At 71.5% G+C, this 12902-nt stretch carries 11 protein-coding genes; 4 read left to right on the plus strand and 7 right to left on the minus strand.

Going from position 1 to position 12902, the window contains the following annotated elements; all coding sequences use genetic code 11:
- Positions 1-242 precede the first annotated feature (242 nt).
- Positions 243-707 carry an NUDIX hydrolase gene (locus tag ABZ823_RS01715; protein WP_361652525.1) on the plus strand — a complete coding sequence of 155 codons (465 nt, stop codon included), beginning with the start codon at positions 243-245 and terminating at the stop codon, positions 705-707.
- A gap of 221 nt (positions 708-928) precedes the next feature.
- On the opposite strand, the gene ABZ823_RS01720 is transcribed toward ABZ823_RS01715, so the two are convergent.
- Positions 929-1498, minus strand: a complete 570-nt coding sequence (locus tag ABZ823_RS01720) for a GNAT family N-acetyltransferase (RefSeq protein ID WP_361652527.1) — start codon at positions 1496-1498, stop codon at positions 929-931.
- A gap of 209 nt (positions 1499-1707) precedes the next feature.
- On the opposite strand from ABZ823_RS01720, the gene ABZ823_RS01725 reads away from it, so the two are divergent.
- Complete coding sequence (locus ABZ823_RS01725) at positions 1708-2934, plus strand: glycosyltransferase (RefSeq protein ID WP_361652845.1); 1227 nt, start codon at positions 1708-1710, stop codon at positions 2932-2934.
- Between the two features lie 75 nt (positions 2935-3009).
- Here ABZ823_RS01725 and ABZ823_RS01730 read toward each other — a convergent pair whose 3' ends face one another.
- Together ABZ823_RS01730 and pepN are read right to left on the minus strand one after the other, a co-directional pair.
- Positions 3010-4074, minus strand: a complete 1065-nt coding sequence (locus tag ABZ823_RS01730) for a hypothetical protein (protein ID WP_361652529.1) — start codon at positions 4072-4074, stop codon at positions 3010-3012.
- A gap of 262 nt (positions 4075-4336) precedes the next feature.
- On the minus strand, positions 4337-6949 hold the full coding sequence (pepN, locus tag ABZ823_RS01735) for an aminopeptidase N (RefSeq protein WP_361652531.1): 2613 nt from the start codon (positions 6947-6949) through the stop codon (positions 4337-4339).
- Between the two features lie 158 nt (positions 6950-7107).
- Here pepN and ABZ823_RS01740 point away from each other — a divergent pair, with 158 nt between their 5' ends.
- Positions 7108-7770 carry a DsbA family protein gene (locus ABZ823_RS01740; RefSeq protein ID WP_361652533.1) on the plus strand — a complete coding sequence of 221 codons (663 nt, stop codon included), beginning with the start codon at positions 7108-7110 and terminating at the stop codon, positions 7768-7770.
- A gap of 51 nt (positions 7771-7821) precedes the next feature.
- Here ABZ823_RS01740 and ABZ823_RS01745 read toward each other — a convergent pair whose 3' ends face one another.
- From ABZ823_RS01745 to ABZ823_RS01755, 3 genes are all read right to left on the minus strand, one after another.
- Complete coding sequence (locus tag ABZ823_RS01745; RefSeq protein WP_361652535.1) at positions 7822-8046, minus strand: hypothetical protein; 225 nt, start codon at positions 8044-8046, stop codon at positions 7822-7824.
- 132 nt (positions 8047-8178) lie between these two features.
- Positions 8179-8820: a superoxide dismutase gene (locus ABZ823_RS01750; protein ID WP_361652537.1), complete on the minus strand. Its 642-nt coding sequence runs from the start codon at positions 8818-8820 to the stop codon at positions 8179-8181.
- Between the two features lie 140 nt (positions 8821-8960).
- On the minus strand, positions 8961-10337 hold the full coding sequence (locus tag ABZ823_RS01755) for an amino acid permease (RefSeq protein WP_361652539.1): 1377 nt from the start codon (positions 10335-10337) through the stop codon (positions 8961-8963).
- A 444-nt stretch (positions 10338-10781) separates the two neighbouring features.
- Here ABZ823_RS01755 and ABZ823_RS01760 point away from each other — a divergent pair, with 444 nt between their 5' ends.
- The gene (locus tag ABZ823_RS01760) at positions 10782-11363 is read left to right on the plus strand and encodes a biotin transporter BioY (protein ID WP_361652541.1); all 582 of its coding nucleotides are present in this window, start codon (positions 10782-10784) and stop codon (positions 11361-11363) included.
- 50 nt (positions 11364-11413) lie between these two features.
- Here the strand turns inward: ABZ823_RS01760 and ABZ823_RS01765 are convergent, their stop codons facing one another.
- Positions 11414-12748: an FAD-binding oxidoreductase gene (locus ABZ823_RS01765; protein WP_361652543.1), complete on the minus strand. Its 1335-nt coding sequence runs from the start codon at positions 12746-12748 to the stop codon at positions 11414-11416.
- Positions 12749-12902 lie beyond the last annotated feature (154 nt).

Below are 12902 nucleotides of genomic sequence, written 5' to 3' on the forward strand. Positions count from 1 at the left end.
AGCTTTACCCAAGGTGCATATGTTTGGGGAGAGTTGACCGGGACGGGATGGAGCCGTGGCGCAATCCCGCCATACGCCATCGGGGACGTAGTGGAACAGGCAGGGACATTCCTGTGTGCCGGCCGACCTTCCTACGCGCGTAGTGCCCGCTCTCAGCCCCCGAGCGTGCGCGCGCAGTGACGGGCCGCCTCCCGCCTGCCCATTCGCCTGACGGCCCCGGTTCTGCCGGGTAACGTCCCGGTGTGCGCAAGAAGTTGAGGGTGGCGGCCTACGCCGTCTGCGTTCGCGACGGCAAGCTTCTGCTCGCCCGGGGGTGGGACCGCGACGGCACCCCCGAGTGGACCCTGCCCGGCGGCGGGGCGGAGCACGGCGAGGACCCCTACGACACCGTTCTGCGGGAGGTGGAGGAGGAGACCGGCTATCTCATCGAACCCACCGGCCTGCTCGGCGTGGACTCCGTCCGCCGCGGCTTCCGCGACCGCTTCGGCCGCGCCGTCGACCATCACGGCCTGCGACTCGTCTACGAAGGGCGGATCACGGGCGGCACCCTCCGCAACGAGGTCGGCGGTTCCACCGACATGGCGGCCTGGCAGGATCTGGCCACCGTGCCGGAGCTGAGGCGGGTCGGGCTCGTCGACATCGGGCTCGCGCTGTGGCGCGAGCGTCCCGCGACCGGCCGGTCACCGCTCACCGGGGGCCGGCCTTGATACCCCTGAACCTGCCTCCATGCCCCGGGACATGAACGCGGAGTGACCGCTCCCGGCCGTTCGACGAGCGGTCGTGAACGCGCCGGGTGGCCCAAGATCCACGTACATCGGCGCTGCCACTGGTCCCGAAGAAGGGCTGAAGCCCGATGCCGGTGTCGACGCGGGACCGCCCGATGCCGGTCTCGACGCGGAGCTGAGAGCGGCCGGACCACGCCCGCGGTTCACCCCTGCCGCGTGACCACCAGTTCGGCACGCTCCACGGCAGGCTCCCGTGGGCCCGTCGACCGGTTGGCGGTGCCCGGGCCCCGCGGCGCCGGGTCCGTGAAGCGGAAGGAGAGCGAGGCGAGGAAGCGGCGACCCCGGGGCCAGTCCACCGGGACCGTCGCCGTCACGCGGGTGGCACCGGACGCCGCCGCGCGGTCCAGTAGGGCGCCGGCCACGGCCCGGCCCGTCCCCGTGCCCCACAGCGACGGATGCAGCAGGAACAGGCCCACAGCGCAAACGTCCGGTGCCGGATGGCGCCGCACCGCGTCGATGATCCCGACCACGGGACCGCCGTCCTCGGTCACCACCAGGACCAGCTTGTCCTGCCAGTCCGCACCCGGCGGCAGGCTGTAGTACAGGCTCTGAAGGTCTCCGGGGCCCGAGGGCAGACCGGTGGCCGCCTCGACGTACGCGCCGGCGGCCTCGAAGAGCGCCAGAACGCCCGGCTCGTCGTCAGGGGCGGCCTCCCGTACGAGGTAGCGCCGTCCGTTGTCCGTCGTGATCGTCACGCTGATGGGCTCGGTCATCCGCTTATCGTCACATCGGGCCCCTCCGCGGACCACCGGATTCCGGGGCCTCCCCGGCCCGGGATGATCGAATTACGGAGTAAACCCATCCGACCCGGACATGAGACGCGCCGTTCATCCCGATGAAACATCTGTGCCGCCTCATATCGGACAACCCGCAGTTCACGGGGATGGTTCGATATGTGTGCAAGGCGGGTGGTCGCGTGCTCATGAGGCACCAACTGCGCGTACTGTCGGTCTACGACGGTTTCTTCTCCGGGGGCGCCCGGATCCTCCACAGCGATGTCGTCCTGGGGCTCCAGGAGGGCGGTCAGCACCACCGTGTGCTGAGCGTCCACGCAGAGGTGCTTCGCGAGGCCACCCGGCAGGCGATGGAGGACGACGCCTGCTACCGGTCCCTCACCGCCGCCGGGGTGGAGGTCACCTCCCTGGGCCGAACCTCCGGACTGCCCGGGGGCCTCGGTGCCGATCCGACGCCGTTCACCGGGCCGGAGCTGGCGGCGACGGCCAGGGCGATGGCGGGCGCCGACGTCATCCTGTCGCTGAAGGAGCAGCCGCTCGGCCTGCTCAACCAGGCGGGCCTGCCCCGCCGCCCGGTGATCGTCTCCCTGCACCGCTCGGACCCGGAGAACCAGGGCGGGGCGCTCGACGAGCTGAAGGCCGCGATCGCCGACGGCACGGTCGTGGCCTGCGTCTGCTGCGCCGAGTCGACCCGGGCCGCCTACGAGGCCGCCGGAATTCCGCCCGGGCTGCTGCACGTCATCCCGAACGGTGTCGACCTGCTGCGCTTCAGGCCCGACCCCGCGCGTCGGCTCCGGCTGCGCACCTCGCTCGGCATCACGGACTCCGCGCCGGTCGTCGTCTTCGCGGCCCGCTACGACGCCATGAAGAACGTCCCGCTGTTCCTGCGGGCCGCCCGGGCCTGGCTGCGGCAGGAGCCCGCCGGGCAGGTGCTGATGTGCGGCGCCGGCATGACGGTCGGCCAGCCCGGGCTGCACGCCGACATCGACGCCGCGTTCGGGGACGACCTGGCGCTCGCCGACCGGCTGCACCTGCTGGGTGTCCGGGGCGACATGGAGACCGTCTACGCGGCCGCCGACGTGGTGGCGCTGACCTCGGCCTGGGGCGAGGCGGCACCGCTTTGCCTGATCGAGGGCATGATGTGCGGGGCCGTCCCGGTCTCCACCGACGTCGGCGACAGCGCCTCGATCGTCGCCGGCCACGGTTTCCTGACCCCGCCTCACCCCGATGCGATCGCGACGGCCTGGGGCGAGGCCGTCGCCGCCCGCACCGATCTGGCACCGGTCCTCGAACGCAGCCGCGAGCGCTTCAGCCGCACCCGCATGATCGCCTCGTACGCCGCGCTGCTCGACCGCTTCCACACGGAGTCGTTCCGGCCGCCCCTTCCGGAGCCTCCCCTGCCCGAGCCGCACTGAAGGACACGGAAAACGAGGAGGGGCCGCCCGGCGGCGGCCCCTCCTCTCCCCTCCTGACTCCCTGCCCCCCGCTGTCTACCGAGGCAGCACCATGACGTACGCGGCGGGCTCGCGGTCCGCCGATGCCATCAGGGCCGTGCGGACCACCGTCGCCTGCTGCTCGGGCGCGTCCCGCAACTTCCTCGGCGTGATGTGGACGACCGTGATCCCGAGCCGCTCCAGGTGCTCGCGTTTGCGGGCGTACTCCGACCACAGCGCGTCCTCGTCCTGCCGGTGGCCCTGACGTGGGGCGCGGGTGTCCAGCTCGACCGCCACGGCCTGCTCGGGCCAGTACGCGTCCAGGCCGCCGAGGCAGGGACCGCCGGGGAGCCTGAGGTCCACGTTCCAGACCGGGTCCGGGAGGCCGTACTCGCGCACCATCCGGTACAGGCGGTCCTCCGCGATCGCCCGGCCCTCCGCCAGCAGCGAGTCCACCGCGTCCACCACATGCGGGCGGCTCAGGAGCCTCGCCTGGTTCAGTTCCCGTACCACCGCGGCCGGTTCGCAGTGGCCCCCGCGCACGGCCTCGGTCAGCAGCCGGCGCACCGCGCCCGCGTCCGGCAGCCGGTCCACCGCGTCGGCCAGCGCGCGCGGGACCGGCGCCACCGGCAGGCCGGTCACCGACTGCGCGGCGGGCAGCAGCGGGGTGCGGATCACCCGCGCGCAGCCGGTGCTGCGCAGCCGCCGCGGCCGCGACACGAGGACGTCGATCTTCTCGAGGGACGGCAGTGTGGGGGCGCCGGAGAAGCCGTACAGGCTCAGCGCGGCCAGGCCGGTGATCATCGCGTCTGGGTAGCGCAGCGGGGCGTGCGGGCCGTTCGCGTCCGGCTGCGAGGGGACGCCGGCGGCCGTGGCGGTGAGCGGCGAGCGGGTCGCGTAGAGCAGCACCGCGTGCAGGCGTTCCTCGGAGGTCGGCGGTCCCTGGTGCAGCAGGTACACGCCCGGAAGGAACTGCTGCCAGGGGCCGCCGGGCCGGGCGTGCTCGGCGGCCTCGGCGGCCGTCACACCGTGGGCGCGCAGCTGAGCGGTGGTCAGCACCCGGCGCTGCACCTGCGACAGATGGCGGAGGGGGCGGGGGGAGAGCGGGGTGTTGTGGTTCATGACCCCGGAGTTCCCGCGTCCGATCCGCCCGCTAACCGCTGTTACCTACCTGTCGACAAATCCGGACAATCTACAGCTAAAGTACGGACGTTCGACTGCCGAAAGGGGCTGGTCCGGGCGGGCGGAACGACGGGTTACGGGTTCCGATACTCGTATTTCGTAACTGTCGTTTCCCAGTACCTCTTCCCCGCCGTTTCCCCGGGCCCCTCCCCGAGGCCCGGCCCCCCGGAGGCCCGGCCCCCGAGGCCCGGCCTCCGGGGCACTAGCCGGCCGCCTCCGCGTCGCACGCCTGCCCGCGCAGGGCTCGCGCCAGGTCGTCGCGCGCCTCCAGCACCAGCCTCCGCAGCGCGGGCGGTGCGTCCTCGTGCGCCGACAGCCACGCGTCCGTCGCGTCGAGCGTCTCCGGGGAGTCCTGGAGCGCGGGGAACAGGCCCCTGACCACGTCCATCCCGATCTGGATGGAGCGCTCGGCCCACACCCGGTCGATCGCCGCGAAGTACCGCGCCGCGTACGGCGCGAGCAGCTCCCGCTGCGACGGCTGCACAAAGCCCGCGATGGTCGCCTCCACCAGCGCGTTCGACAGCGCGTCCGACTCGACGACCTGCGCCCACGCCTGGGCCTTCACCGCCGCCGAGGGGCGCGCGGCCAGGCAGCGCACCTGGTGGCGCTTCCCGGAGGCCGTGTCGTCGCGGGCCAGCTCCGCCGCGAGCACCGACTCGTCCACCGTCCCGTGCGCGGCCAGCGGCTCCAGGAACGCCCAGCGCAGCTCCTGGTCCACGTCCAGACCGTCGATCTGCGCCGTGCCCTCGAGCAGCTCCCGCAGCAGCTGGAAATCGTCCTCGTCCCCGGCCACCGCCGCGAAGAACCGCGCCCACGTCAGCTGGTGCTGGCCGCCCGGCTCCGCGCGCCGCAGCTCCGACAGCGCGCCCCCGGCCAGCAGCCGGCCGCCGGTCTCCCGCCACTCGGGCGCCGCGTAGTGCGTCAGTGCCGAGAGCGCCCAGTTGTGCAGCATCTGGAGCACGCCGATGTCGGTCTCCCGCCCGGCGAACCGGAGCACCAGGTCGATGAAGTCCCGCGCCGGCAACAGCGCGTCCCGGGTCAGATTCCACAGCGCCGACCAGCACAGCGCCCGCGCGAGGGGGTCGGTGACGAAGCCGAGACGGTCCCTCAGGGTCGCGAGCGAGGTCTCGTCGAAGCGGATCTTGCAGTACGTGAGGTCGTCGTCGTTGACGAGGACCAGCTCCGGGGCGTCGGCGCCCGCCAGTTCGCGGACCACCGTACGCGGACCGTGCACGTCCGCCTCGGCGCGCGCGTACCGGACGAGCGCGTCTCCCTGACTCCGGTACAGGCCCACCGCCACCCGGTGCGGCCGCAGTTCGTCACGCGGCGGAGCCGCATGTTCGGACGCAGCCGACTCCTGCGCCTCCTGGAGCACGGACAGCTCGGCGATCCGGCCGTCGGCGTCCAACAGCACCTGCGGGGTGAGCGAGTTGACGCCCGCGGTCTGGAGCCAGGAGCGCGCCCAGGCCTTCATGTCCCGGCCGCTCGTCTCCTCCAGGACCGAAAGCAGGTCGCCGAGGCGCGTGTTGCCGTAGGCGTTCCGCTTGAAGTAGCGGCGCGCGCCCTCCAGGAACGCGTCCCGCCCCGCGTACGCGACCAGCTGCTTCAGCACCGACGCGCCCTTGGCGTAGGTGATGCCGTCGAAGTTGAGCTTGGCGTCCTCCAGGTCGCGGATGTCCGCCGTGACGGGATGCGTGGACGGCAGCTGGTCGGCGCGGTAGGCCCATGCCTTGCGGTTGTTGGCGAAGGTGATCCAGCCGTCGGTGAAGCGGGTCGCCTCCACCAGCGACAAGGAGCCCATGAAGTCCGCGAAGGACTCCTTCAGCCACAGGTCGTCCCACCACACCATGGTCACCAGGTCGCCGAACCACATGTGGGCCATCTCGTGCAGGATCACATTGGCCCGGCGCTCGTACGACGCCTGCGTGACCTTGCCGCGGAAGATGTACTCCTCGCGGAAGGTGACCAGGCCCGGGTTCTCCATCGCGCCGAGGTTGTACTCCGGCACGAACGCCTGGTCGTACTTCCCGAAGGGGTACGGATAGTCGAAGTGGTCGTGGAAGAAGTCCAGGCCCTGCTTGGTGACCAGGAAGACGTCGTCCGCGTCGAAGTGCCTGGCCAGGCCCTTGCGGCACATCGCGCCGAGGGGGATCTCCAGCGTCGTGCCGTCGTCGAGGGTGCGGGTGTAGGTGTCCGTGACGTAGTGGTACGGGCCCGCCACGACGCAGGTGATGTACGTGGAGATCGGCTTGGTCTCCGCGAACCGCCACACCCCGTCGTGCCGCTCGCCGGCGCCGTTGCTCCACACCGTCCAGCCCTCGGGGGCGCGGACCTCGAAGCGGAAGGGGGCCTTGAGGTCGGGCTGTTCGAAGTTCGCGAAGACGCGGCGCGAGTCGGCAGGCTCGTACTGCGTGTACAGATACACCTCGCCGTCCTCCGGGTCGACGAAGCGGTGCAGGCCCTCACCGGTGCGGGAGTACGCGCACCGGGCGTCGACCACCAGCTCGTTCTCGGCGGCCAGGTCCTCCAGCAGGATGCGGGTGCCGTCGAAGACCTCGCCGGGGTCGAGGTCCTTGCCGTTGAGCGAGACCGCGGTGACGCTCGGGGCGATCAGGTCCGCGAAGCTCGTGGCGCCCGGCTCGGCGCAGCGGAAGCGGATCGTGGTGACCGAACGGAACGTGCGCGGCTCGCCCTCCCCGGCGCCGGATGCCTCGCCCACGGCGGAGCGCAGGTCGAGCGACACGTCGTACCCGTCGACGGACAGCAGGGCGGCCCGCTCCCGGGCCTCGTCGCGGGACAGGTTCTCACCGGGCACGGGGGGCACTCCCTGGGTCGACTGGATCGGCGGACAAGGACCGATCCTGCCATGCGCCCCTGACACCGGGTACGGGGGCGCACCTCGTGGGGGTTTCCGGGAATGGCCCGGGCGACCTCTGACGTTGCCCCGTAAACGACCGCGTTTTTAGGAGAGTCATGTCCGAGACCGTGACCGCTTCCGGCAAGACCCCCGTCGACTTCTGGTTCGACCCGCTGTGCCCCTGGGCCTGGATGACCTCGCGCTGGGTCCTGGAAGTGGAGAAGGTCCGGGACATCGAGGTCCGCTGGCACATCATGAGCCTCGCCGTGCTCAACGAGGACAAGCTGGACCAGCTGCCGGAGGAATACCGGGAGATGCTGGCGACCAAGGCGTGGCAGCCGGTGCGTGTGGTGACCGCGGCCTGGCAGAAGCACGGCGACGACGTCCTCGGCCCGCTGTACACCGCGCTCGGTACCCGTTTCCACAACCAGGGCGAGGGCCCGACGCTCGAGGCGGTCGCCGCCGCGCTCGACGAGGTCGGCCTGCCCGCGGACCTGATCGACTACGCCGAGCAGGAGGACTTCGAGTTCGACGCCGAGCTGCGCGCCTCGCACAAGGAGGGCATCGAGAAGGTCGGCCAGGAGGTGGGCACCCCGGTGATCGCGGTGCCGGGTGCCGACGGCGAGCAGATCGCCTTCTTCGGCCCGGTGGTCACGCCCGCCCCCAAGGGCGAGGAGGCCGCGAAGCTGTGGGACGGCACCCTGGCGGTCGCCTCGGTCCCGGGCTTCTACGAGATCAAGCGCACCCGCACGAAGGGGCCGGACTTCAGCAACCTGTAGGACGCCCGGCGCTGGCCCGGGGCGTACGGCCCCGGGCCAGCGCCGCCGTGTTCACTCCAGCACCGGCACCCGGATGGACCGGGCGAAGGGCTTCTTGTTCGTGCCGGTGCGGAGATTGCGGCACTGTTTGCCGGTCTCGGCGTCCAGTACGGCCTCGCACATCCGGAACTCGCGCACGGCCGCGCGGCCCAGCCGCTCCTCGAGCCAGGCCTGCTCGGCACGGTTGAGCGTGCGATGGGGCTGATCGGTGTCGCAGGTGAAGCAGTACATCGGCATTCGGCCACCATGCCCCGGAGCCCCCGCTACCGGAAGACCCCCGCGAGTCACATCCTCGCGGGGGTCCTCCCTTTGACCGCCTGCCGGTGACACGGTGAGAAGACGATCACGGCAGGACGCTTCAGGGGCCCGTCAGGGCGCGAGCAGCAGCACGTCGGTCCTGGACCTGGCCGCCGTGTAGCGCCGGGCGACGTCCTGCCAGTCGACCACCTGCCACATCGCCTCGATGAAGTCGACCTTCTGATTGCGGTACTGAAGGTAGAAGGCGTGCTCCCAGGCGTCGAAGACCAGGATCGGGGTGGCCCCCTGGCCGACGTTGCCCTGGTGGTCGTAGACCTGCTCGACGATCAGCCGGCCGCTGAGCGGTTCGTACGCGAGGACCCCCCAGCCCGAGCCCTGTGTGGTCGCGGCGGCCTTGGACAGCTGCGCCTTGAACTGCGTGAACGAACCGAACGACTCGGCGATGGCGTCCGCGAGCTCGCCGACGCCGTCCTTCTCCAGCGGCTCGCCGCCGCCGTCACCGCTCATGTTCCGCCAGTAGATCGAGTGCAGGATGTGGCCGGAGAGATGGAAGGCCAGGTTCTTCTCCAGGCCGTTGACCGACCCCCACCGCTCCTTCTCCCGCGCCTCGGCGAGCTGCTCCAGTGTGTCGTTGGCGCCCTTGACATACGCCGCGTGGTGCTTGTCGTGGTGCAGCTCGATGATCTCGGGGCTGATCACGGGGGCGAGCGCGGAGTAGTCGTAGGGCAGGTCGGGCAGCGTGTAGACGGGCATGCGGGGTCCCTTCCGAACCTCTTATTGCAAAGAGCTTGCAGGTACACGCTAGCAACAACAGGCGGCGCAGGGTGGGCGGGGCGGCAACACGAGAAGGCCCCCACGTGTCGACGTGGGGGCCTTCTCGGTGTCAGGAGGCGTCAGTGCCGGGCGCGCGCCCGCTGCCAGGCGTAGCCGACAGCGGCCAGGAGCAGCGTCATGCCGCCCGTGGAGTACAGCTGCACACGCGTGTCCGGCTGCCGCGCCATCAGCACGAAGATCGCCGCCATGCCCGCCAGCGCGACCCAGGTCAGTACCGGGAAGGCCCACATCCGCACGACCAGCCGCTCGGGCGCCTCCCGCTCCAGGCGGCGGCGCAGACGCAGCTGCGAGACCGCGATGAAGAACCAGACGACCAGGATCACCGCGCCGATCATGTTCAGCAGCCACGGGAAGACGTCGTTCGGCCGCCAGTAGCTGAGGACGACACACACGAAGCCGAACACCGACGAGGTCAGGACGGCGACCCGCGGCACGCCGCCGGAGACCCTGCCGAGCGCCTTCGGGCCCTGGCCGCGCTCCACCAGCGAGTAGGCGATGCGCGAGGAGCCGTAGATGTTGGCGTTCATCGCGGACAGCAGCGCGACCAGCACCACCACGCTCATCAGCCGGCCGGCCCCCGGAATGCCCAGGTGGTCCAGGGTCGCCACGTACGGGCCCTTCTCGACGACCTCCTTGGCGTTCCACGGGACGAGGGCGACGATGACCGCCATCGAGCCGATGTAGAAGAGCGCGATGCGCCACATCGCCGTACGGACCGCGCCCGCCACACCCCGGACCGGGTCCGGGGACTCGGCCGCGGCGATGGTGACGGTCTCCAGACCGCCGTACGCGAACACCGACGCGAGCAGGCCGATGACGAAGCCCTCGCTGCCGTGGGGCAGGAAGTCGGTGAGGTTCGAGGCGCCCGGGGAGTCGGTGCCGGGCAGCACGCCGGCGATCGCCAGCCCGCCGAGCACCAGGAACAACGTGATCGCACCGACCTTGAGGGCCGCGAACCAGAACTCGAACTCACCGAAGTTCTTCACCGCGGCCAAATTCGCACCGCAGAAGACCACCATGAACAGGGCCACCCACGCCCACTCGGGCGTCCCCGGCAGCCAGCCGGCGACGATCTTCGCGGCGCCGATGCCCTCCAGACCGACGGCCGTGCACAGCAGCACCCAGAACGACCAGCCCGCGGTGAAGCCCGCCCAGGGGCCGATCGCGCGCTCGGCGTGCGCCGAGAAGGAGCCCGAGGAGGGGTGGGCGGCCGACATCTCGCCGAGCATCCGCATCACCAGCATGACGAGCAGCCCGGAGACGGCGTACGCGATCACGATCGACGGACCGGCGGCGGCGATGCCCGCGCCGGAGCCGACGAACAGGCCCGCGCCGATCACACCGCCGAGGGCGATCATCGACAGATGGCGCTGCTTCAGGCCGTGGGAGAGGGAGACGCCGCTCTCGGGCGGGGTCTCGACTGTGGTGCTGGGCATGGGGCGCGCCTCGTCCAAGTGCATGAGTCGGGCAAAAACTCCCACAGTCTGGGCAGCCTCCCCGCTCCGGCGAAGAGACCGCCCACTATGCGGACGCCGACTGTGCGGAATGTGAATCCACGGTTACGCGCCGGTCGTCGTGCCGGGCGAGGCCTCATACGCGAGGGCGGCGGACGGCCGGGACGCCGACCTCGCGGGTCGGCGGGCGACGAGCGATCACCGGTTGGCGAAACCCTACAGTCGCCCCTCGGGCCGGGCGCTTGTGGGTCACCGCCCCACCTCAGTGACCGGAATCACGCCACATCACGTGTAGGCCCCAGCTTTTGTGCACAGCCCACCAACTCCGCGATCCTGCCTTTGTCGAGCGCTGACGGTGATCGCTTGGGCGGCCCTGGGATAGCGTCACGGTGTCCCGAACCGTCCCCACCGCCGGAGTGAGTTCCCATGAGCACCGCCACCGCCACAGTTGCCCGCCCCGGCGAGGTCCTCGCCGACCTGCTCCCCGCCTCCCGTGTGCGCGACGTCGCCCTCGTGGTCGGCGGTGCCGTGGTCACCGGGCTCGCCGCGCAGCTCTCGGTCCCCGTTCCGGGCTCGCCGGTGCCGGTGACCGGACAGACCTTCGCCGCGCTTCTCGTGGGCACCTCCCTCGGCGCCGGCCGCGGTTTCCTCTCGCTCGCCCTGTACGCGCTGGCCGGTGCCGCCGGCGTGCCGTGGTTCGCCGGCGGCGGCTCCGGCGCAGCCGCCCCCTCCTTCGGCTACATCCTGGGCATGCTGCTCGCCTCCGCCGTCGTGGGCGCCCTGGCCCGCCGCGGCGCCGACCGCTCGATGCTGCGCACGGCCGGCGCGATGCTGCTGGGCGAGGCGATCATCTACGCGGTCGGCGTCCCGTATCTGGCCCTGGCGACCCACATGTCCGCGACCGCCGCGATCGCGGCCGGGCTTACCCCCTTCCTGATCGGCGACGCCCTGAAGGCGGCCCTGGCGATGGGCCTGCTGCCCACCGCCTGGAAGCTCGTGCGGAAGTGACGCTTTCGGGAAGTGGCACCGTCGGGAAGCCTTTCGGGAAGTGACACCCGTCAGGAAGTGACGCCGAAGTCGCCGTAGTTCCTGCGGAAGAGGTTCGCCGGGTCGTATCGCATCTTCAGCCCGGCGAGCCTCTTGTGCGTTCCGGCGTCGTACAGGCCCTCCGTACGGTCTCCCGCTCCGAACGCGAAATTGAGTGCGCGCCCGGTCCTCCACGACGCCACCTCGGCCAACGCCGGATCCAGCACCGCCCGCGCGGCCTCACGGGTGTCCATCGTGAGCAGCCGCAGCAGATAGCGTCCCGCGCGGTGCGGTACGCAGTTGGGGGCCTGTTTCGCCAGTGCGCCGCCCAGATGGTTGATCTGGAGCACGCACATGGACGGCGCGTCCGGTCCGGTGCGCGCCATGACGCGGGCGCCCGCCTCCACATCGAGGTGGTCGAGCACCGCGCTGTCCCCGTAGTACGTGTGCGGGAATTCGGGGTCCCGGTGGATGGTGTGGCTGTCGGCGTACGGCATGTCGCGCAGCGAGTCCTCGAGCGCCGGGCCGATCTCCCGCAGCGGGGCGACGAGTCGCTCGCCGTCGGCGCCGCTGTGGGCGATGCGGACCGAGACGACATACCGGCCGCGCAGCTGCGGGGGCAGCGCCGGGATGTCCGGACAGGCGACCGCGGAGAGGGACGACGTCAGTTCCTCGGGAACGCTCTCCGTCCACTTCTTGTAGGCGCGCAGGACGGCCGCCGGGTCCACGGCGTGCCCGTCGAAGGAGAGGGCCCCGCCGTACAGGCGGGGCACCGGGACGAGGTCCATCTCCAGCTCGGTGACCACGCCGAAGGCGTGACCCGCGCCGAGCAGGGCCCCGTACAGATCGGGGTCGTCGGCGCGGGTCACGGTACGCGGACGGCCGTCCGCGGTGACGACGTCCAGGGAGCGCACGTGGTCGGCCGCGTAGCCGAACTGACGGGCGAGAATGCCGAGGCCGCCACTCAGGGTGTAGGAGACGGCGCCCACGCTCGGCGCCGAGCCGTTCAACGGCGCGAGCCCGTGCGGCACGGCGGCGGCCACGACCTGCCCCCAGCGCACACCCGCCTGGACGCGGACGGTGCGGGTCTCGGGGTCGACGACGACACCGTCCATGCGCTTCGTCGTGATCAGGACGCCGCCGTCCGCGTCACCCGGCAGCCCGTGCCCGGTGGCCTGGACGCCGACCGGGAGCCCCCGCTCGGCAGCGTAGGTGACCGCGGCGGCCACGTCCCGCGCCGAGGAGGCGGCGAAGACCACGTCGGGCCGCAGGGTGAAACCCGTCTGGAAGCCGGAGAGCTCCTCCTCGTAGCCGGCGTCACCGGGGCGGAGGACGAGCTGGTCCGTGGAGCTTTTCAGGAGGTCCATGATCCCCAGCATGGCGGCAGGACCTGACATCGGCCGTCAGGTGGGAAACGATCCGGGCCCGTGTCGCGCCCGGCACGACCGCCCCCGCCGGGACCCGCCCCGGCGCCACCACAAGCGAAAGGGCCCCGCGGCATATGCCGCGGGGCCCTTCTCG

It is taken from the genome of Streptomyces sp. NPDC047079 (genome assembly GCF_040643755.1).
Classification (GTDB): Bacteria; Actinomycetota; Actinomycetes; order Streptomycetales; family Streptomycetaceae; genus Streptomyces.

Bases quoted from the DNA above. Each gene is read 5' to 3' on its own strand.
- ABZ823_RS01720 (WP_361652527.1), bottom strand. From the start codon at position 1,498: ATGACCGAGCCCATCAGCGTGACGATCACGACGGACAACGGACGGCGC.
- ABZ823_RS01725 (WP_361652845.1), top strand. From the start codon at position 1,708: ATGAGGCACCAACTGCGCGTACTGTCGGTCTACGACGGTTTCTTCTCC.
- ABZ823_RS01730 (WP_361652529.1), bottom strand. From the start codon at position 4,074: ATGAACCACAACACCCCGCTCTCCCCCCGCCCCCTCCGCCATCTGTCG.
- ABZ823_RS01740 (WP_361652533.1), top strand. From the start codon at position 7,108: ATGTCCGAGACCGTGACCGCTTCCGGCAAGACCCCCGTCGACTTCTGG.
- ABZ823_RS01745 (WP_361652535.1), bottom strand. From the start codon at position 8,046: ATGCCGATGTACTGCTTCACCTGCGACACCGATCAGCCCCATCGCACG.
- ABZ823_RS01750 (WP_361652537.1), bottom strand. From the start codon at position 8,820: ATGCCCGTCTACACGCTGCCCGACCTGCCCTACGACTACTCCGCGCTC.
- ABZ823_RS01755 (WP_361652539.1), bottom strand. From the start codon at position 10,337: ATGCCCAGCACCACAGTCGAGACCCCGCCCGAGAGCGGCGTCTCCCTC.
- ABZ823_RS01760 (WP_361652541.1), top strand. From the start codon at position 10,782: ATGAGCACCGCCACCGCCACAGTTGCCCGCCCCGGCGAGGTCCTCGCC.
- ABZ823_RS01765 (WP_361652543.1), bottom strand. From the start codon at position 12,748: ATGGACCTCCTGAAAAGCTCCACGGACCAGCTCGTCCTCCGCCCCGGT.